At 44.6% G+C, this 18,914-nt stretch carries 16 protein-coding genes; 13 read left to right on the top strand and 3 right to left on the bottom strand.

What is annotated here, in order from left to right; translation table 11 throughout:
- Positions 1 to 12 precede the first annotated feature (12 nt).
- The 3 genes from ABR189_RS15995 to ABR189_RS15985 all read right to left on the bottom strand — a co-directional run bounded on the left by ABR189_RS15995 (position 13) and on the right by ABR189_RS15985 (position 5,632).
- Positions 13 to 3,408 (bottom strand): SusC/RagA family TonB-linked outer membrane protein, encoded by a 3,396-nt coding sequence (locus ABR189_RS15995; RefSeq protein WP_354661455.1) that lies wholly within the window; start codon positions 3,406 to 3,408, stop codon positions 13 to 15.
- Between the two features lie 312 nt (positions 3,409 to 3,720).
- On the bottom strand, positions 3,721 to 4,920 hold the full coding sequence (locus ABR189_RS15990; RefSeq protein ID WP_354661454.1) for a FecR family protein: 1,200 nt from the start codon (positions 4,918 to 4,920) through the stop codon (positions 3,721 to 3,723).
- A gap of 124 nt (positions 4,921 to 5,044) precedes the next feature.
- Positions 5,045 to 5,632, bottom strand: a complete 588-nt coding sequence (locus ABR189_RS15985) for an RNA polymerase sigma factor (RefSeq protein ID WP_354661453.1) — start codon at positions 5,630 to 5,632, stop codon at positions 5,045 to 5,047.
- 561 nt (positions 5,633 to 6,193) lie between these two features.
- On the opposite strand from ABR189_RS15985, the gene ABR189_RS15980 reads away from it, so the two are divergent.
- The 13 genes from ABR189_RS15980 (at position 6,194) to ABR189_RS15920 (ending at position 18,906) form a co-directional block, all read left to right on the top strand.
- A complete protein-coding gene (locus ABR189_RS15980) occupies positions 6,194 to 6,628 on the top strand; it encodes a hypothetical protein (protein ID WP_354661452.1) in 435 nt (144 codons plus the stop codon).
- A gap of 89 nt (positions 6,629 to 6,717) precedes the next feature.
- Positions 6,718 to 7,839, top strand: coding sequence for a glycosyltransferase (locus ABR189_RS15975; protein ID WP_354661451.1), 1,122 nt, complete (start codon positions 6,718 to 6,720; stop codon positions 7,837 to 7,839).
- 58 nt (positions 7,840 to 7,897) lie between these two features.
- Positions 7,898 to 8,251 (top strand): gliding motility protein GldC, encoded by a 354-nt coding sequence (gene gldC / locus ABR189_RS15970; RefSeq protein WP_354661450.1) that lies wholly within the window; start codon positions 7,898 to 7,900, stop codon positions 8,249 to 8,251.
- A 34-nt stretch (positions 8,252 to 8,285) separates the two neighbouring features.
- Complete coding sequence (locus ABR189_RS15965) at positions 8,286 to 8,741, top strand: GatB/YqeY domain-containing protein (RefSeq protein ID WP_354661449.1); 456 nt, start codon at positions 8,286 to 8,288, stop codon at positions 8,739 to 8,741.
- Positions 8,742 to 8,854: 113 nt separating this feature from the next.
- Positions 8,855 to 9,397 (top strand): CvpA family protein, encoded by a 543-nt coding sequence (locus tag ABR189_RS15960; protein WP_354661448.1) that lies wholly within the window; start codon positions 8,855 to 8,857, stop codon positions 9,395 to 9,397.
- Positions 9,398 to 9,468: 71 nt separating this feature from the next.
- The gene (locus tag ABR189_RS15955) at positions 9,469 to 10,239 is read left to right on the top strand and encodes an alpha/beta fold hydrolase (RefSeq protein WP_354661447.1); all 771 of its coding nucleotides are present in this window, start codon (positions 9,469 to 9,471) and stop codon (positions 10,237 to 10,239) included.
- A gap of 179 nt (positions 10,240 to 10,418) precedes the next feature.
- Positions 10,419 to 11,078 (top strand): CBS domain-containing protein, encoded by a 660-nt coding sequence (locus ABR189_RS15950; RefSeq protein WP_354661446.1) that lies wholly within the window; start codon positions 10,419 to 10,421, stop codon positions 11,076 to 11,078.
- Positions 11,078 to 12,514 (top strand): POTRA domain-containing protein, encoded by a 1,437-nt coding sequence (locus tag ABR189_RS15945; RefSeq protein ID WP_354661445.1) that lies wholly within the window; start codon positions 11,078 to 11,080, stop codon positions 12,512 to 12,514. Before ABR189_RS15950 ends, ABR189_RS15945 begins: the two co-directional genes overlap by 1 nt.
- Before the next feature lie 112 nt (positions 12,515 to 12,626).
- Positions 12,627 to 13,514 carry an NAD kinase gene (locus ABR189_RS15940; protein WP_354661444.1) on the top strand — a complete coding sequence of 296 codons (888 nt, stop codon included), beginning with the start codon at positions 12,627 to 12,629 and terminating at the stop codon, positions 13,512 to 13,514.
- Positions 13,515 to 13,591: 77 nt separating this feature from the next.
- Complete coding sequence (gene porG, locus ABR189_RS15935; protein WP_354661443.1) at positions 13,592 to 14,461, top strand: type IX secretion system protein PorG; 870 nt, start codon at positions 13,592 to 13,594, stop codon at positions 14,459 to 14,461.
- A gap of 343 nt (positions 14,462 to 14,804) precedes the next feature.
- Positions 14,805 to 15,566 (top strand): undecaprenyl pyrophosphate synthase, encoded by a 762-nt coding sequence (uppS, locus tag ABR189_RS15930; RefSeq protein WP_354661442.1) that lies wholly within the window; start codon positions 14,805 to 14,807, stop codon positions 15,564 to 15,566.
- On the top strand, positions 15,547 to 18,300 hold the full coding sequence (locus tag ABR189_RS15925) for a BamA/OMP85 family outer membrane protein (protein ID WP_354661441.1): 2,754 nt from the start codon (positions 15,547 to 15,549) through the stop codon (positions 18,298 to 18,300). Before uppS ends, ABR189_RS15925 begins: the two co-directional genes overlap by 20 nt.
- A gap of 90 nt (positions 18,301 to 18,390) precedes the next feature.
- A complete protein-coding gene (locus tag ABR189_RS15920) occupies positions 18,391 to 18,906 on the top strand; it encodes an OmpH/Skp family outer membrane protein (protein ID WP_354661440.1) in 516 nt (171 codons plus the stop codon).
- Positions 18,907 to 18,914: the final 8 nt, after the last annotated feature.

Raw genomic sequence — 18,914 nt, 5'->3', positions numbered from 1 at the left:
ATAATACGGGGTCTATAAATTTACTTTCACACTAAAACCAAAACTCCGGAGACTGGGCATCATGAAATAATCTATCCCCTGAAAATACGTTCCGGTAGAAGCCGTACTTTCCGGGTCAAAGGGCGCTTTATTATAGAACATGAAGAGGTTGTTTCCGATGAGTGATAAAGTAACATCCTGTAGTTTGTTGGCAAATACCTTTGAAGGAATGGTATAGCTCAGGGAGGCTTCTCTCAACCTTACATTGGTAGCGCTGTATATGTATTGCGACATAACGCCTGTTCCCAGTCCTACTGCTTTGTAATATGTTTCAGCATCTGTAGGATATCCGTTTATGATTACCCCGCCATTGTCCCGGGCATCGCCACTGCTTTTTGAGGTGCCAAAACCATCCATGAGGGCCTGGGTGGCAGATACCACAATACCACCTATACGGGCATCTACCAGGAAGTTGGCATTGAATTGTTTATAGGTAAACCCGTTTCTGAAACCAATATTATACCGGGGGTTAGGATTACCGGCGTAAATAAGATTATTATTATCTATGCTGTAAGCATGTGTGCTGGGGTGAATGTAGATGTAACCTCCCTGATCTCTTACCAGGCTGTTTACATAAATATCGCCGATTGTACCATTCTTTACTGCTGCGGAGGAGGCTGATCCGATACCAGCCATGTAGAAAGTATCCCGTTTCAGTTTTTGATTATCAAAAGGATTGATGGCATTTTCTGCCAGCTCAAGTATTTTATTACGGTTAAGTGTAAACGTAGTGTTGGCATTCCATTTTACCGGACCTATATTACCATTATAACCGAGTGCAGCTTCAATACCCTTGTTTCTTACTTTGCCGGCATTTACCTTGAAATTGGCGAAGCCACTTCCATCAGGTGCCTGGAATACAAATATCTGGTTATAGGTATTGGCGTTGTATGCTGTAACTGCGAGGTTGATTTTGTCTTTCCAAAAACTGGCATTGATACCAACTTCTGTTGATTTGGTTCTTTCCGGTACCAGGTTAAAAGGCAGGTCGCGGTTTAGCCTGGGGCCTGCTACGGTGGTGGTATAACCAGGCCGTGCATCAAACGCCGCAGGAGGATTGCCGACCTCGCTGTAAGAACCTCTTATTTTGAGAAAAGAAAGAACATCAGGTGATACATGTACGATATCACTGATTACTGCTGACAACCCTACCGAGGGATAAAACAGGGAGCTAGTGTTACTGTAGGCAAGTTGTGAAGGCCATTCATTCCGGCCGGTCAGATCCAGGAATACCTTCTTTTTATAATTAAACTGTGCAGTAGCATAAATGGATTGTACCTGTGTAATAATTGATTGACTTCCTGAGAGTGGTTGGGGAATAACATTACTGGATGTAAACAGGTTGGGCACTTTGGATAATGGTGCACCATTACTGAGCACATCAGCATTGCCGGTAGTAGCTACGCGGTTATCCAATATGCTGGCGCCTGCATTTGCGAGCAGCCCCCAGGAATGAAAACTTTTGTTAACAGATACCAATACATCGGCATAGGTTTGTTTTGACCTGGTAGTAAGATCTAGGTAAGAGCCATTGTCTGAATTGGATGCGAGCAATGGTAGTGTAGACGCGTAGTTTCTGATTTCGTTTACAGCAGCATTGTTATCCATCCTTGCCCTGCCAAGTATATCCAGCCAGTCCAATACTTTGTACTTCAGGGTAGCGCCCAGGATATAACGTTCCTTGTCTACCTGGTTAATATTCCTGTTCACTATCCAGTATGGATTCTGAATAGATAATCCCAACGGACCATATGGCCACCATTGTGTTTTGAATCCACGTTCTACATTATATCTTTCATACAGTTTGTATTTCTCCATGTCTTCTCCCCTGGGGAAAAGATAGAGCGGTACCAGTGGATTAAAATACTGACCTTGTGAGATCATGTTCTGATTCTTTGTTCGTATATACATTCCTGTAATATCCAGGCTCAGTTTGTTGTTAAGATACAGGGAGGTATTACGGAAGGTGAGGTTATATCTGTTGAAGTTGTTATTGGGTATGATGCCATTGGCATTGGAAGCCGCTGCTGAAAAATAGGTAGTGTTTTTTTCAGTGCCGGTGGAAACGCTGATGCTGTTGGTTACATTATAGCCTGTTTGAAGAAAGTCGCGGGGACTGAATGTGGACGGTTGTTGAAGTTTGGCTCCCCAACTGTTGAAAGCCCCCGGATCAGATGCCCCATATGTTTGCTGGAACTCCGGTAATACAAACGGCTGATAAAAGGTGGTGCTGTTGGAATAGCTAAGGCGGGTCTTTTCAGGTGTACCATTTTTGGTAGTGATCAGAATGGCACCATTGGCAGCCATACCTCCATATAAGGCAGCTGAAGAAGCACCGGTAAGCACTGAAATGCTGGCGATATCTTCCGGGTTAATGCTGGAGATACCATCGCCAGCATCTTTTCCGCCGTAGATACCATTAGAGGTGGTACTGTTGACAGAGAACAAGTTGGGGAGTGGAATACCGTCCAGCACATATAATGCATTGTTATTACCATCCGCACGGAGGGATTTATCGCCACGCATCACTACCCTGGTGGAGCCACCGATTCCGGAAGCGCTGCTGTTAATGGTAATACCGGCTACTTTACCTGCAAGGCTATTTACAAAACTGGCATTGGGCACCCTTGTGAGTTCTTCGCTTTTTACCTCCTGTACATTATAGCTAAGTGCGCGGTTGACTTGCTTTATGCCCAAAGCAGTTACCACTACCATGTCGAGTAATTTTTTGGAAGGCTGCAAAACGATGGTGAGTGTTGTTGCATCTGCTATTGTTATTTCTTTTGTTTCACAACCAATGAAAGAGATGATCAATACATCGCCTGGAGCAGCTTTAATGTTAAACTCTCCATTTGTATTTGCCACCACCCCTTTTCCCGGACCGGACTGAGATTTTATAGCTACAGTAGCCCCAATTGCCGGCTGGTTATCTTCTGTCAGGATCCTGCCTTTGATGTTAACAGATGGCTGGCTGCTGCTGAGCTGATCCTCCTTTTTTGCAGGGGAGGCTCCTTCGCGATCTTTTATCACAATAACTTTGTCAACAATCGTATAGGATAGCGGAAGCTCTTTAAAACAAAGGTCCAGCACGGTTTCTAGCGGAGTGTTTTTTACTGATAGGGTAACAGGTCTGGCTGTTTTCAGCATATTCTCATTATAAAAAAAGCGAAACCCGGTTTGTTTACTGATAGCTGTAAATACGGCAGACAGTGGTTGTTCCTTTATCTGAAGTGTTATGTTTTGTGCATTGCTATAGGCACTTACACTCAGGTAAACAAAAAGCAATAAAATGGTAAAGGGCGTCTTTTTTAGAAGAGGGCCTTTATGGCCGGATGGATCAAACAATCCTGGGATCGAGCTAAAACACATAACATTTAAATTGTCGTTAAGAATAGAAGATAGATTGGGCTTTATGCATGACAATATCCTCAGCAGTAATTGATACTTCTGTAACTGTAAATATTATCCTCAGATTAGTTGATAACTGTGTTCAATGTCTGTTTTTCTGCTACTTTAAAGTAGCCACACAGTGAGCGGGGGCCGATGTTTACAAAACGGCGAACACAAATTTCAAACGTGAAAAAATTCTTTTCCTACATGCTGGTTGTTAATCTTTAAAACTGCCGGAACTTCCTGAAAACAAGCGTTGTTTTTAGTTGATTTAATTATCCTGATCTGTTGTTACCGGGAGGATGATAATATAATTACTTTGTTATCCTCCAGCACATAATTCACTCTGGCATATTCCAGTATTTTAAGTGCCTGTGGTAAGGAAGACGAAAGTGGTATACTCCCGGTAAACAGATCGGTTGGTTTAGTGCCTCTATATATTACTTCAATATTATACCAGCGTTGAAATTGATTCATGATACTTTCCACCGGCGCTCTTTCAAAAGTAAAGTAACCGTTTTTCCATCCCATTACCTGGTCCTGATTCACCTGATCAATCAGTTCAATTTTGTTATCATTATTATTAATGCGGGCCTGCTGCCCTGGAGTTAATCTTTTGCTATGATCGTGGGTATTCATCAAAACGGCCCCCTGTAGCAATGTTGTTTTAATACTACCTTCTTCTTTATAGGCATTCACATTAAAGCTAGTACCCAGTACATCTATCCAGGTTGAATTATTGACGGACACTTTAAAAGGTTGGGAGGCATTTTGTGCTACTTCAAAATAAACTTCTCCGGTCATCTCCACTTTACGTTCTTTGCCGGTAAATGAAGCCGGGAAAGTTAATGATGATCCTGCATTCAGCCAGGCTTTTGTGCCATCGGATAAAACGATGCTGTATTGTCCGCCTACGGGCGTTTCTATTTTATTTATGGTGGTATTACCTGCGCCGTTATTCTGATAAACCAGCTGGCTGTTGGTGTTGTTGATAACCGTGTTGCCCTGTTTTGAAATAACACCGGTAGCGGTACTGTCGAGTATTATTTTCTTTCCATTCGCTATTGTCAGTATTGCTTTTTTGCCTATCCCTCTTAATGAGTCAGTGCTGTTGTAGTGATTAACAGTAGCAAGATCTTTTTTATGGTCTCCTTTTATGAAGAGCAGGTAAGCGGCTGTGCCGGATAGTATGAATACCAGTATAGCTGCCACACTTCGCCATTGCCTCAACGGATAGATCCGGGAAGGCGTTGGTGCTGGTTCACGGGAAGTATCGTCGAGCTGCTGCCAGAGTTTTTGTCCGGTATCAGCGGCGGCCAGCCCGTCTACCCATCTTACTTTCAAGTCAGTTTCTAAAGTATTACCCAGGAGCTGTTCAAAAGCAGGTTGCTGCGAAGCATCCAGGAACTCATTTAGCTCCTGTGCCGAAAGTGTTTGTTTTTTAAACCCGTCCAGTAACTTTAAAAAGTCAGCTTCTGTCATCCTGCTCATACCATTAATAAAAAATTGTTATCATTTGCCTGCCCTGTTATTATGAAGACGCCTGACCAGGTAAAAAGGGGGACAGCCCTCAAAAAAAATCCGGAGATTGTCTGTTTGCCTTTCTGCCGGCTTATTACAGGAAGATAAAAAAGAACAGTATTAAAATGAAGAGTTTAATACTTTCAATATTTTCCAGCAGATAGCTTTTAATGGCCTTTAAAGCCCGGCTAATATGTTCTTTTACAGTTTCTTTAGACACATTCATGGTAGCGGCTACCTTTTCATAGGTAAAGCCGTTGTGCCTGTTCAGCAGAAAGGCTTCTTTCTGTCTGTCGGGCAAAGCAGCAATTGCTTTTTGTACCAATTCTTCTTTCTGCCGGGTAATAAGAAGTTCTTCCGGCGACTGGCTTTCTTCAGAGAATACCTGAAGGAGGTAACGACGGTAGCTATCTTCCGATCTTCTTTTCCGGAATTTGTTGAGAAATTCATTCCGGGCAATGATAAAAATCCAGTCCTCGGGGGCTTCTACACGTATTAGTTCCTGTCTTTTCTCCCAAAGCCGGAGAAATGTTAGCTGGAGTATATCTTCTGCATCCTCTGCATTTTTAGTGTATTGCAACATGACAGAGTAGACCGGATTGTAGAAGCGCTGGTATAGCTGGTTGAATGCCTGCCTGTCGCCCTGGGACACTAAAACAGCTAATTCCCTGGTGCTAATCATAGTGTATTGAGAATTATTAATTAAGTGCCACTGATTTTGTGTCTAAAAGTAAAGAATAAATTGTTAGCTGTTAGCTTTTGGCCGTTAGCTTTTAGCTTAATGCAGGGGAGAAGAGCTGTGAGCTATGAGCTGCGAGCTGCGAGCAAAATGCAGCGGATGATTGCGTTTTAATGCCTATGGGTTAAAATTGTACCATCTCAGGGCCTTTACCATACCCTGCTTTATAGCCTTTTATACTCTATCTATGCTCTATCTATGCTTTAACTATGCTCTAACTATGCCTTAACTATGCTGTAAGGTAGGCTTATCTTACTTTTATCTTCTCCTGAATGAACTTTACATGTTAATCTTTTGATACTATTATGACTTTAAACATCCAGGTTAATAGCTAAAGGCTAACCGCTCTTCAATCGCTGCATTTAAGCTAACGGTTAATAGCTAAAAGCTAATAGCTCTTCAATCGCTGCATTTAAGCTAAAGGCTAAAAGCTAATAGCTAACAGCTATTATTTGCATAATATACTATATTTTCCTAATTTCAGCCTCTCTTATACTTATGTTTATGCCTGTTAAATCATATTTTTTCGCATTTGCATCCCTGTTGATGATGACTATTTTTTCCTGTAAGGGTAAAGGAGGAGGAAGTGGTGGTGGTGGACCGGTTACGCCGCAGGAAGAAGGGATCAAGTTTGAGTTGAAAAGCCTGGAAGAGGGTGGTTATAACAAAGCATCCGGAGAAACCTTCACATTTACGGTGAATATGCTTTCAGCGATGCCTAAGGAAGGTGTAAAGATTACGATGACGGTTATTTCTGATCCTGGAGGAGTGGTATTGGAGCAGTCGCCCATAGCCCCCACATCCAATAAGAGTTTTGATATTACGCTGACCAAGTTGCCCGTGCTGAAAACTTACCGGGTGAAAGTTACTATTACCTCGGCCACGACCCCCAGTAATAAGCTGGAAAAGGAGTTCCTGATCACCAATAAAGCGGTGTAGCAAGGAGGGGATACCAGTCATTAAAATCAGCGGGCCTTATAAAAAACAAAATGCCGTAGGTTTGCAGCCTAGCTGATTATAAATTCATTATGCGTATTGCAGTAAATGCCGCTTGTTTATGCCACGATGCGCCTGCGGATACCGGTCATGTAGCAACAACGCTATTGCTCCGGCTTTGCAGGCAACACCCGGATCATCATTTTATTTTATATACGGATCGCGCCTTTCCGGCGCATCTTACCTTTCCTGCCAATGTAACCACTATACTGTTGCCTGGTAAGGGTACTGCTACCTGGCGCCGGTATTGGTGGATGGAGTGGAAGTTGCCACGGGCGATGAAAGCAGAGGGAGCGGATATCTTTCTGGGCATGGATGGGATCCTGCCTTTGCGCAGCAAAATACCAGCGGTGTTGTTTATAAAGGACAGTGCTTTCCTGCATCATGTAGCAGGAGCAGATGCCGGCATGCAGCGTTTTTTAAAGAAGAATATGGCCCGGTATATGGCCGCAGCAAAACAGATTGCGGTATTATCCGCCACGGTGCAGGAAGAACTGAGGCAATATGCCCCTGATATGGCGCCCCGGCTGCACTTGTTGCCGGCAGGCATACACGAAAGCTACCGGGCTTTGGAATGGGAGGAGCGGGAAGCCGTAAAACAAAAGTATACCGGTGGCGTAGAATATTTTATAGTACCAGGTAGTTTACATCCCCGGAATAATATAGTACCGTTGTTGAAAGCCTTTTCGGCATTAAAGCGCCGGCAGCGATCCAATATCAAGCTGGTACTGGCAGGTAGCGCTACCGTAGCCGGTCAGGAGATAGCGATCGCCCTGCAAACCTATAAGTTCCGGAATGATGTGGTATGGCTGAAGGACGTGGATCAACCTACGCTGGCCTTACTCACCGGCGCAGCCTATGCACTGGTATATACTGCCCGCTTTGAAGGGCTGGCACTGCCGGTATATGCCGCCCTGCGTTGCCAGGTGCCGGTGATAGCCCTCGAAAGTGCGATTGCCCGGGAAGCAGGAGGAGATGCGATCTTGTATGCTGATCCGGCCAGCCTGGACGACCTGGCAGAAAAAATGAGCTTGTTATATAAAGATGAACAGTTGAGGAGCCGCCTCCTGGCAAAAGCCCCTCCAGCTGAGCATTTCCAGAGCTGGGATATTGCCGCGGCACAATTATGGGCAGCTATACCGCTGCCGCAGTAGTCCATTTGAAGGCTAAATGCTATTTTTGCGCAACAACAAGAGAAAGGGATATTAAATTATGACACAGAAACATACCATACAGATCCATGTAGGATTGGACGAGAGCAAGGTACCGGAAAACATTGAGTGGAATGCCACTGATGGTGCCGGAGACAAGATGAACCAGGCTAAAGCGATGATGCTGGCTTTCTGGGATGGGGCTGATAAAACTGCTATGCGGATCGACCTGTGGACAAAAAACATGATGGTAGATGAAATGGCAGATTTCTTTTATCAAACCCTGATGACGATGTCTGATACCTATCAGCGCGCTACCCCCTACAAAGAGCAGGCGGAAGAAATGCGTGCTTTTGCCCGTGACTTCTACAAAAAGTTCAACGAACAACAGCAGCGGGAAGAGCAGCAGAAATAGCAGGTACCTATCAATCACGCTTAAAAACTACATCATGTCATTAGAACTGGATATCAATGCCCAGATAAAAGCCGCCATGTTAGGCAAAAAAGAAGCCGACCTGCGTGCGCTGAGAGCTATTAAAGCAGCTATCCTGCTGGCAAAAACTGCTGAAGGAAGTACCGGAGAGCTGACCGAAGCCGATGAAACCAAGCTGTTGCAAAAGCTGGCAAAACAACGGAAAGATTCCCTGGAAATTTTCCGTCAGCAAAACCGGGAAGACCTGGCTGTAAAGGAAGAAGAAGAACTGGAAGTGATCGCGCGATTCCTGCCGCAACAAATGGATGAAGCAGCACTGCGTACTGCACTCACGGCTATCATTACCTCCGTAGGGGCTACCTCAGCAGCAGATATGGGTAAAGTAATGGGCGCCGCCACCAAACAACTGGCAGGCAAGGCAGACGGGAAAGCGATCTCTGCCATGGTGAAGGAAATACTTGGGAGCTTTTAGCTATTGGCTTTTAGCTTTTAGCCTTTTTATGGAAGCCTCCATGGTAAATGCTAACGGCTAAAAACATAACACAATAGCTAACAGCTAATAGCTAACAGCTAAAAGCTAAAGATTTGTCCATCGACATTGTTTTTGCCATCATAATGGTTTTTGCGATATACAAAGGCTATTCCCGGGGACTCATTGTGGCCATATTTTCCCTGGTGGCAGTGATGCTGGGGATGGCCGCTGCTTTGAAACTTACCTCTGTAGCTGTATTGTATACCCAGGAACATTGGGGGATGCACTCCCGCTGGCTGCCGGTATTATGTTTTATCTGCCTTTTTTTAGGGGTAATATTGCTGGTAAGGCTGGGAGCCGGAGCTTTGCAGAAGCTGGTAGAGCTGGCTTTGCTGGGCTGGGTAAACAGACTGGGCGGTATTTTGTTATATAGTGTAATATTTATCGTTATTTACAGTGTTTTATTATGGATTGCCAACCAGTTATACTGGCTTAGTCCGGAAACCAAATTGCAATCTGTAGTGTATCCGTACATTGATGAAATAGGTCCCTGGGTAGTTGATAATATGGGGAAAATAATGCCCGTATTTAAAGATGTGTTCGGGCAGTTACAATCATTCTTTGATAGTGCTGCAAAACAGTTACAGCCGGTTTAACTCGTTTCAAAGATTACTTGAATTAAGAAAAAGAATTATTTTAGCGCAAAATTGACTTTCAAGATTTGGCAATGGATTACGAAATCAAAACACAGGGCAAGTTTAAGTTTGTAGAGGAAGGAGAAGGTGAACCATTAGTGTTATTACATGGACTATTCGGCGCATTGAGTAATTTCTCCGGCGTAGTAGAGTATTTCAGGCAATATAATAAGGTGGTGATCCCAATGTTACCCTTGTATGATCTGAACATTTTGGATACCTCGGTAGGTGGATTAGCCAAATATGTACATAAATTTATAGAGGCAAGAGGATATAAAAATTTTCATTTACTGGGTAATTCACTGGGAGGCCATGTAGCATTGGTATACCTGTTGAAGCACCCCGAAGCAGTTATTAAGTCGCTGATCCTTACGGGCAGTTCCGGCCTGTTTGAAAACGGGATGGGCGAAACTTACCCTAAGCGCGGCGATTATGAATATATCCGCAAAAAAGCCGAGCTTACCTTTTATGATCCTAAAATCGCTACCAAAGAGTTGGTAGATGAAATGTTTGAGATCGTAAATAACCGTCTGAAAGTAATCAAGATCATTACCCTGGCCAAATCGGCGATACGCCATAACCTGGGGGAAGAGCTGAAAGAGATAAAAGTACCTACCTTGCTCATTTGGGGTAATAATGATACCGTTACCCCGCCTATGGTAGGAGAGGAATTTCAGAAACTGATACCGAATTCCGAACTTAAATTTATTGATAAATGCGGCCACGCCCCCATGATGGAGGTGCCGGATGAGTTCAATGTAATCTTGCATGCCTTTCTTGAAAAGTTGAAGAACAATAACTGACCTTTTACTTACATCGCCTGCAACACTATTTGATTTCTTGCCCTGCAATCTGGAAGCCGCAGTTAAACGTATCTTTATACCGGGAGTCTAACGGTAAAGTATAATTTAATTAGTTTTTAATGGCAAAGCTGCTCCGATTGGAATACTCTTTGTTATTATTGTAAAAGAACAGAACCGTAATGCTGGCACGTGAACTCATATCAACAGTACCGATTTTGCATCCGTTGGATGCAGGTTCCAAGGCGTTGCGCCTCATGAATGAATATCATTTAACGCAACTGCCTATGGTGGTGGAAAATAAGTACCTGGCGCTGGTAGAGGAAGATGAGATCCTGGACCTGGAAGACCCGGATATTTTATTGGAATCAATAGAATATAACGGCACGAAACCCGGCATCATGGAAAATGCGCATCTTTTTGAGGCGCTGAAACTGTTCTATGACTTTAAACTCTCTGCATTGCCGGTTATTACCAGGGAAAACGAATACCTGGGCATTATTACCAAAGACAACCTGCTGGCCGCACTGGCACAATATAACGGGGTGAAAGAAACCGGTGGTATCATCGCCCTGGATGTAGATCCGCGTGATTACAGCCTGAGCGAAATAGCCCGTATTGCAGAATCCAATGAGGTAACGATCCTGAGTGTAAATACCATTACCAACCCTGTCTCGGGACGGCTGGAGGTATTGTTGAAAACCAACCGCCAGGAACTGCAATCTATATTGGCTACTTTTGAACGCTTTAATTATGTGGTGAAATATACTTTCTCTGAAGAACCGGAAGAAGAGCTGCTCAAAAAGAACTACGACCTGTTGATGAACTATATCAACATGTAATGGGTAAAATATTTTACCTGTTGGGGATATGGTGCCTGTTGACGGGAACCCCGTTTGTATACGGCCAGTCAGCTAATATTGCACCTGCCACTTCCATCACTGCGGGAGCTCCCGATTCCAGTTATCTTATTGTAAACGATATCATTATACAGGGTAATAAACGTACCCGTACCTCCATTATTTTAAGGGAATTAAGTCTTACCCCCGGCGATACCATCCGGCTGAAAGACCTGGCCGAAACGCTGGAAGAAAGACGTAAGCAGTTGCTCAATATTTCCCTTTTCCTGAATGTGACTGCCAATATAAAGAACTGGAATGGCCAGTATGCGGATGTCATATTTGAAGTATGGGAGCGCTGGTATACGTTTCCGATCCCTATTTTTAAACTGGCCGACCGCAACTTTAACCAATGGTGGGTAGAGCAGGGCCGTAGCCTGGACCGGGTAAATATCGGGGTGAGGCTGATCCAGGAGAATATGACCGGCAGAAGGGATGACCTGCATGCAGATATCCAGTTTGGGTATACGCAGCGTTTTGCCCTGGGATATAATGTGCCTTATATCGATAAAAACTACCGTCATGGCGCCGGTATCCTCGTGTCTTACAGCCGTAACCGGGAGGTGAACGAAAGCACCAGCAGCGGCAATAAACAACAGTTTTTCCGTAACGTAGACTTTCAGCGGCAGGCCTACAGCATAGGGCTTAACTATAGCTACCGGAGAGCCATTAACACCCGCCACCGGGTATACCTCAGCTACAATTATGAAAAGGTAGGCGACTCGGTGGTATTGCTCAATCCCGACTACCTGGGCAAAGGGCGCAACGAGGTCAGGTACCTGGAGCTGAACTACCGCATGAATTATATCAAGGCGGATAGCTGGATATACCCGTTAAAAGGACTGACGATTGTGGCAGAAGCCGGCAAAAAGGGGATAGGGCCGCTGAGCGATATTGATGATATCCGCCTGCGTCTGGAAGCAGTGAAGTACTGGCAGCTGGCGCCTAAAACATTTGGTGCCCTGGGCATCCGCTCCCAGGCAAAATTTGGTGGCGACCAGCCCTATGTAAACCAGAAAGCTATTGGTTACTCTGACGACTACCTCCGCGGACTGGAATATTTTGTGGTAGACGGGACCAGCTATTTTATCTTTAAATCTACCCTCCGCCAGGAATTACTGTCGTTTAAAGTACACCTGCCCATTGTACCTAAAAAATTCAGTACCGTACCCTTCCGTATTCTGGCTAAAACCTATGCCGATATGGGATATGCCTATAACAAGTTTCCCAAAGGGGCTACGCTGGATAACCGCTTTCTTTATTCCGGTGGGGTAGGATTTGACATCGTTTCATTTTATGATACCTGCCTGCGTATTGAGTACAGTGTAAACCAATTAGGGCAAAAAGGGCTATTTTTACATACTCAACTAGATATGTGATACAGCTGTTAGCTGTTAGCTTTTAGCAGTTAGCTGCTGGTATTCATTCCAATCGCTGACCATCTATGGCTTCACTAACAGCTAATAGCTAACAGCTAAAAGCTAACTTAACATGCGCGTAGCTCTCTATAGCCGGGGATTTATTACAGAAGATTTATCGAATATTCAACTATTGCTGGATGAGTTGCAGCGGGAGGAGATAACGGCCATTATCTATGAGCCTTTTTACCGCAGTTTACAGCCTCATATCCATTTTACTGATGAGCCGGAGATTTTTACCTGTGCCGAAGACTTGCCGGGCAAAATAGACTTCCTGATGAGCCTGGGCGGGGATGGTACCCTGCTGGATACGGTTTGTTATGTACGGGACACAAATATTCCGGTTTGCGGGATCAATTTTGGCCGGCTGGGATTTCTGGCCAGCATAGGTAAAGATGAGATCCATGCCATGGTACAGGCATTGCAGCACCGCACCTATATTGTAGACCAGCGTACCCTGCTGCACCTGGATGCCAATGTGCCTTTGTTTGGAGAGGTGCCCTATGCGCTCAATGAATTTACGATTCACAAGAAAGATACATCCGCCATGGTCAAGATCCATACTTACCTGAACGGAGAATTCCTGAATACCTACTGGGCAGATGGGCTGATTGTATCTACGCCCACCGGATCCACCGGTTATTCGCTGAGCTGTGGCGGCCCGATTGTGTTTCCGGAGGCGGGCAGCTTTGTGATTACGCCGGTAGCCCCTCATAACCTCAATGTAAGGCCTATTGTAGTGCCGGATAATAATATCATTTCCTTTGAAGTAGAAGGGCGTAGTGATCAGTTTCTGTGTACGATGGATTCCAGGATGGAAACCATTGATAATACCGTACAGCTGGCCGTGAAAAAAGAAGCATTTACCCTGAGTCTGTTACGGCTGGACGACAGTAATTTCCTGCATACCCTTCGTAATAAGCTGCTGTGGGGCATAGATGCGCGGAATACGATCAAGTAATCGTTTATATTGTTACATTTACAGATATATGTACCCATACCAAAAGCGGTATAATAGCGTTTAAGAAGAACTGATTTATGCGAAAAATTGTTTTTACGGCCAAACGTTCCGTATCCTCTTTATTGGTATTGGTGGTGGCCATGCTGTCTGCCCCGGCTGTGATGGCGCAAAATGAGCTGCAGTATGTAGGGGAGCTGGGCTTTTCTGTGGGAGGTGCACATTATTTTGGCGATCTCAATACCAGGGGGGCCTTGAATGCCGTGAAGCCTACGGTGGGGGTTTATTACAGGAAATATTTCAATGATTATATAGGGGTAAGGCTGCACGCCCGGTTTTTACAGCTGGGGTATTCCGATGTGTATAACAAAAACGAGTTCCAGCGCCGCAGGAACCTCAGTTTTAATACCAATGTAGGGGAGCTGTCGCTGCAGGGGGATTTTAACTTTTTCCGGTTTAACCCCGGTACGCTGGACCACCGGTTTACGCCCTATTTTACCGGGGGATTAAGCATTTTCGCTTTCGACCCCTATACCTATTATCAGGATAAAAAATACCATTTACAGCCATTGCGTACAGAAGGGCAGGGATCTGCCATGTATCCCGACCGGAAGCCTTACGGGTTGGTATCCTATGCTTTTTTGATGGGGGGTGGTTTTAAATACAATATTTCCAGGTCGGTAAATGTAGGGCTGGAAGTACTATACCGTTTTACGGGCACGGATTACCTGGATGATGTAAGCACCACCTATGCCGGTGCCGCTGTATTTCCGCCATTGCCGGATGGTAAGGCCAGTATCGCCTCTATTTTGCAGGACCGGTCCAATGTAACCGGCGATCCGCTGGGAGTAGCCGGCCGTCAGCGGGGCAATAGCCGGGATAAAGATCAGTTTGCCACCGTAGAGTTATCTATCAGCTTCCTGTTTACCTCTTACAAGTGTAAGTTTTAGGGGTGTCCGGGACTGTTTCCGGGAAAAAGATGCCCTTAAAAGCCTGAAAACAAATGTTTTTTAGGAGAAAATGTTTATTTTTTGTCATTTTACAGGATAATATCACGTACTTACTAAAGATGACTACTTATATACGCCTGAATAGTTTCAGTATTTGCCTGCCAACTGCCATTTTTTGTCTGCCAAAGGCGGTTCCTAAACTGCAAAATGCCCGCTGGTGTGGGATTCCCTGTTAAAACTACGTTAAAACAACCGGGTATGCTTTGCTGACAAAGTCATTACTCTATTTTTGTATCTTTGCACACTTTTAGTAAATCTGTTATAATACGCCTGAAACACACGCATGAGTTTGAAGGATAAATTGGACTTGCAACGGTTACCACGTCATATCGCCATCATCATGGATGGGAATGGCCGCTGGGCAAAAGAACGTGGGCAGGACCGGCTTTATGGCCATCACGAAGGGGTAGAGAGTGTGCGCACGATCGTGGAAACCTGTGCTGAGTTAGGTATCGGGTATCTTACATTGTATGCGTTTTCTACTGAAAACTGGGACCGTCCCGTGTATGAAGTAAATGGTATCATGGAATTACTGGTAAATACTATCCGTAAGGAGGTAGATACATTGTGTAAAAATAATATACGTTTGCGGGTAATAGGGGATATGAGTATGTTGCCGCCTCATTGCCAGCAGGAAATGGAGGAGGCAATGGCTATTACCGCTCCGAATACAGGCTTAAACCTGGTCATGGCATTGAGTTACAGTGCCCGCTGGGAAATAGTGAATGCAGCTAAGAAAATAGCGCTGGATGCGCAACAGGGAAAACTGGACCCTGCGAATGTTACCCCGGAAACCTGGGAAAAATACCTTTGTACAGCAGGTATGCCCGACCCGGAACTAATGATCAGAACCAGTGGTGAATGCAGGATCAGCAATTTCTTACTTTATCAGCTCGCCTACGCGGAACTGTATTTTACAGATACCCGCTGGCCTGATTTCCGCAATGAGCATCTTTACGAAGCTATCTTAAACTACCAAACGAGAGAAAGGCGTTTTGGAAAAACAAGCGAACAAATACAGCAGAATGAAGAAATTATTTCCTAGGAGCCTACTGGCTATAGCATTATGTTGCAGTGCAGGCTTACGTGTATCCGCCCAACAAATAGATACGCTACCTGCGCCGGCACCCGCTAATCCACCAGCTGGTTTGCCACTTATTCCATCAGCGCCGCAACAGTATGAAATAGCAGAGATTACGGTAAGTGGTACACAATATCTGGATAAGTCTTTACTGCTGTCTTTATCAGGTTTGAATGTAGGGGATAAAATCCTCTATCCCGGTGGCGATCAGTTTACCAAAGCGATTCAAAGCTTATGGGGCCAACGCCTGTTCGCGGATGTAGTGATCTACATTACTAAAATAGAAGGTAACAAGATCTGGCTGGAAATAGGTTTGAAGGAAATGCCCCGTATGTCATCCTTTGTGTTCAGAGGGGTTAAAAAAACAGATGCAGACGAACTCACCACCAAATCCGGCTTACGTAAGGGTAGTGTGTTTACCCAAAGCGTCAGACAAAATGCTACTGCCGTTATTCATAAATACTATGCAGATAAAGGTTTTGGAAATGCTTCCGTAAAAATTGAAGAGAAAGAAGCCACCGGGCAGGTGAACAGCGTGGATGTGGTGATCAGCATCAGTAAAGGCACCAAAGTAAAAGTAAACCAGATCAATATCGTTGGTAATCAGAACATCCCTGATAACAAGATCAAAAAGAAAATGAAGGGTACCAAAGAACGTACCCGTATGACCTTGTACCCTGATAATGAGCATGTATATGTAGACTCTACTGCCGTGCCGGATGATTACTGGAAAACATATGGTTTCCTGGTACCTTCCAGGACGATCGAAGCGCTGGATCCTTACTTCCGCTTTAAATTATTCAGCTCTGCCAAATTCAACGAATCAAAGTATATAGAAGATAAAGAAAAAGTAATTGCTTTTTATAACTCCAAAGGTTACCGGGATGCGGTGATTGTACGGGATACCACCTACAAATCCAAAACCCAGAACCTGAATATAGACATGCAGCTGTCTGAAGGTAAAAAATACTATTTCGGGGATATTACCTGGAAAGGTAACACCCGGTATAATGATTCCCTGCTGACACGTATGTTAGGTATCAAAAAAGGAGATACCTACAACCTGGAATTGCTGGATAAGCGGCTGGGGAAGCAGATGTCGCCGGAAGGTGGTGATATCAGCGGCATGTATATGGACTATGGGTACCTGTTTTTCCGTATTGATCCGGTAGAAGTAGGGATTAAGGGAGATACGATCGATTACGAGATCAGGATCCAGGAAGGGCCGCAGGCTACGATCAAGGAAGTACGTATTGCAGGTAATGAAAAAACCAATGAGCACGTGATCCGTCGTGAGCTGCGTACAATCCCCGGAGAAAAATTCAGCCGTGCGGATCTGATCCGTTCCCAGCGTGAAATATCCAACCTCGGCTTTTTCAACCCGGAGAAAGTAGGGATCAATCCGGTGCCTAATGTGGCCGATGGTACAGTGGATATCGACTATACTGTAGAAGAGAAAGCAAACGACCAATTGGAATTGTCTGCCGGTTGGGGTGGTTATATCGGCCTTACCGGTACCCTGGGGGTAACCTTTAATAACTTCTCCCTGCGTAACATCTTTAACAAGGAAACCTGGGATCCGTTACCAAGTGGTGATGGACAGAAATTGTCTGTAAGGGTGTCTTCTAACGGTAAAGCGTATCGTTCCTACAACTTCTCTTTCACCGAGCCATGGTTAGGTGGAAAGAAACGTAACCAGTTTTCTGTGAGCTTTTACAGCAGTTATCAGAATCCATGGGCTTACCAGAACTACTACCGTCCGCAATATGACACCAGTTCTTTGCAGGATGGGCACTTTAAGGTATTGGGAGCTTCCGTATCATTGGGTAAGCAGCTGAAATGGCCGGATGACTATTTCTCCCTGATCTACTCTTTGAACTACCAGCAGTATAAGCTGAAGAACTATAACTATTTCGGGATACCAGGTTTTGACAATGGTACTTCCAACAACATTAACCTGAAGATTACTTTTGCGAGGTCTTCTGTGGATCAGCAGATTTTCCCGCGTAGTGGTTCCAGCTTTATGTTGTCTGGTCAGTTTACCCCACCTTACTCTTTATTCAATCCATCCAAGGATTACACCAAGGATCCGATATCCCAGCAGTTTAATTTCATTGAGTACCAGAAGTACCGTTTCAATGCAGAATGGTTTGTACCATTGAGCAAGCCATCCGGCACGGATAATAAGTCCATGGTACTGAAAGTATCTGCGAAGTTTGGTTACATTGGCCGGTATAATAACCGTACCACCCTGTCGCCATTTGGCCGCTTTGAGTTGGGAGGAGATGGTTTGAGCAACTTTGCGATCTATGACCGTGATATCATTTCCCAGAGAGGTTATCCGGTGTATTATACTTCCAATCCACGGTTGAATCCGGAAAGTGGTCAGCCTATTGGTTATGAAGGGTTTACGATCTTCAACAAGTATGTGATGGAATTGCGTTATCCATTCAGTCTGAATCCAAGTTCTACGATCTTCGGGTTGGCGTTCCTGGAAGCCGCGAACGGTTACCGTGACTTTAACGATTACAATCCTTTCAGGCTGCGTCGCTCTGCTGGTTTGGGTATGCGCTTTTACCTGCCGATGTTTGGATTGTTAGGGTTTGACTATGGCATAGGATTTGACCGTCTGAGGCCGGGTGGCGGATTAAAGGACGCTGCTAAGTTTACCTTTATGCTCGGCTTTGAACCAGAATAATGTTGAAATAAATTATATATTGCAAGTTTGAAGTACGGTACTGCCGGTAGCAGGAAGTTAGCAGCAGACCGGTTAATTTTAAATTGTCACATGAAAAAGCTATTTATTACAGCAGCCATAGTATTCGCCACAGCCTGGGCAGCAACTGCGCAGCGGTACTGTGTGATAGATACTAAATATATACTGGAAAGCATTCCTGACTACAAGGCTTCTCAAAAGAAACTGGATGCGATTGCGGAGCAATGGCAGAAGGAAATTGATGCCAAATTCCAGGATGTGGACAGGATGTATAAATCCTATCAGGCAGAACAGGTAATGCTGACCGAAGAGCTGAAGCGTAAAAGGGAAGATGAGATTGTAGCGATGGAAAAGGACGCTAAAGACTTGCAAAAGAAACGTTTTGGCTACGAAGGAGATTTATTTAAGAAGCGGGAGGAATTGATAAAACCTATTCAGGACAAGATTTACAATGCGGTACAAAAGCTGGCTGCCAGCAGGATGTACGACTTTGTACTGGATAAGGCAGGAGGGGTAACGGTGATTTTCTCTGATCCTAAACTGGATAAGAGCGAGGATATACTCAATTCGTTGGGTGTAAAGAAGTAGACCATTTT

This window comes from Chitinophaga sp. H8, assembly GCF_040567655.1.
Lineage (GTDB): Bacteria > Bacteroidota > Bacteroidia > Chitinophagales > Chitinophagaceae > Chitinophaga > Chitinophaga defluvii.
Note: the sequence above shows the minus strand (reverse complement) of the source record. Positions and strands in the feature narration are given on the sequence as shown.

Bases quoted from the DNA above. Each gene is read 5' to 3' on its own strand.
- ABR189_RS15950 (WP_354661446.1), top strand. From the start codon at position 10,419: ATGCTGGCACGTGAACTCATATCAACAGTACCGATTTTGCATCCGTTG.
- ABR189_RS15995 (WP_354661455.1), bottom strand. From the start codon at position 3,408: ATGTGTTTTAGCTCGATCCCAGGATTGTTTGATCCATCCGGCCATAAA.
- porG (WP_354661443.1), top strand. From the start codon at position 13,592: ATGCGAAAAATTGTTTTTACGGCCAAACGTTCCGTATCCTCTTTATTG.
- ABR189_RS15925 (WP_354661441.1), top strand. From the start codon at position 15,547: ATGAAGAAATTATTTCCTAGGAGCCTACTGGCTATAGCATTATGTTGC.
- ABR189_RS15985 (WP_354661453.1), bottom strand. From the start codon at position 5,632: ATGATTAGCACCAGGGAATTAGCTGTTTTAGTGTCCCAGGGCGACAGG.
- ABR189_RS15920 (WP_354661440.1), top strand. From the start codon at position 18,391: ATGAAAAAGCTATTTATTACAGCAGCCATAGTATTCGCCACAGCCTGG.
- ABR189_RS15955 (WP_354661447.1), top strand. From the start codon at position 9,469: ATGGATTACGAAATCAAAACACAGGGCAAGTTTAAGTTTGTAGAGGAA.
- ABR189_RS15990 (WP_354661454.1), bottom strand. From the start codon at position 4,920: ATGAGCAGGATGACAGAAGCTGACTTTTTAAAGTTACTGGACGGGTTT.
- gldC (WP_354661450.1), top strand. From the start codon at position 7,898: ATGACACAGAAACATACCATACAGATCCATGTAGGATTGGACGAGAGC.
- ABR189_RS15945 (WP_354661445.1), top strand. From the start codon at position 11,078: ATGGGTAAAATATTTTACCTGTTGGGGATATGGTGCCTGTTGACGGGA.
- ABR189_RS15965 (WP_354661449.1), top strand. From the start codon at position 8,286: ATGTCATTAGAACTGGATATCAATGCCCAGATAAAAGCCGCCATGTTA.
- uppS (WP_354661442.1), top strand. From the start codon at position 14,805: ATGAGTTTGAAGGATAAATTGGACTTGCAACGGTTACCACGTCATATC.
- ABR189_RS15975 (WP_354661451.1), top strand. From the start codon at position 6,718: ATGCGTATTGCAGTAAATGCCGCTTGTTTATGCCACGATGCGCCTGCG.
- ABR189_RS15980 (WP_354661452.1), top strand. From the start codon at position 6,194: ATGCCTGTTAAATCATATTTTTTCGCATTTGCATCCCTGTTGATGATG.
- ABR189_RS15940 (WP_354661444.1), top strand. From the start codon at position 12,627: ATGCGCGTAGCTCTCTATAGCCGGGGATTTATTACAGAAGATTTATCG.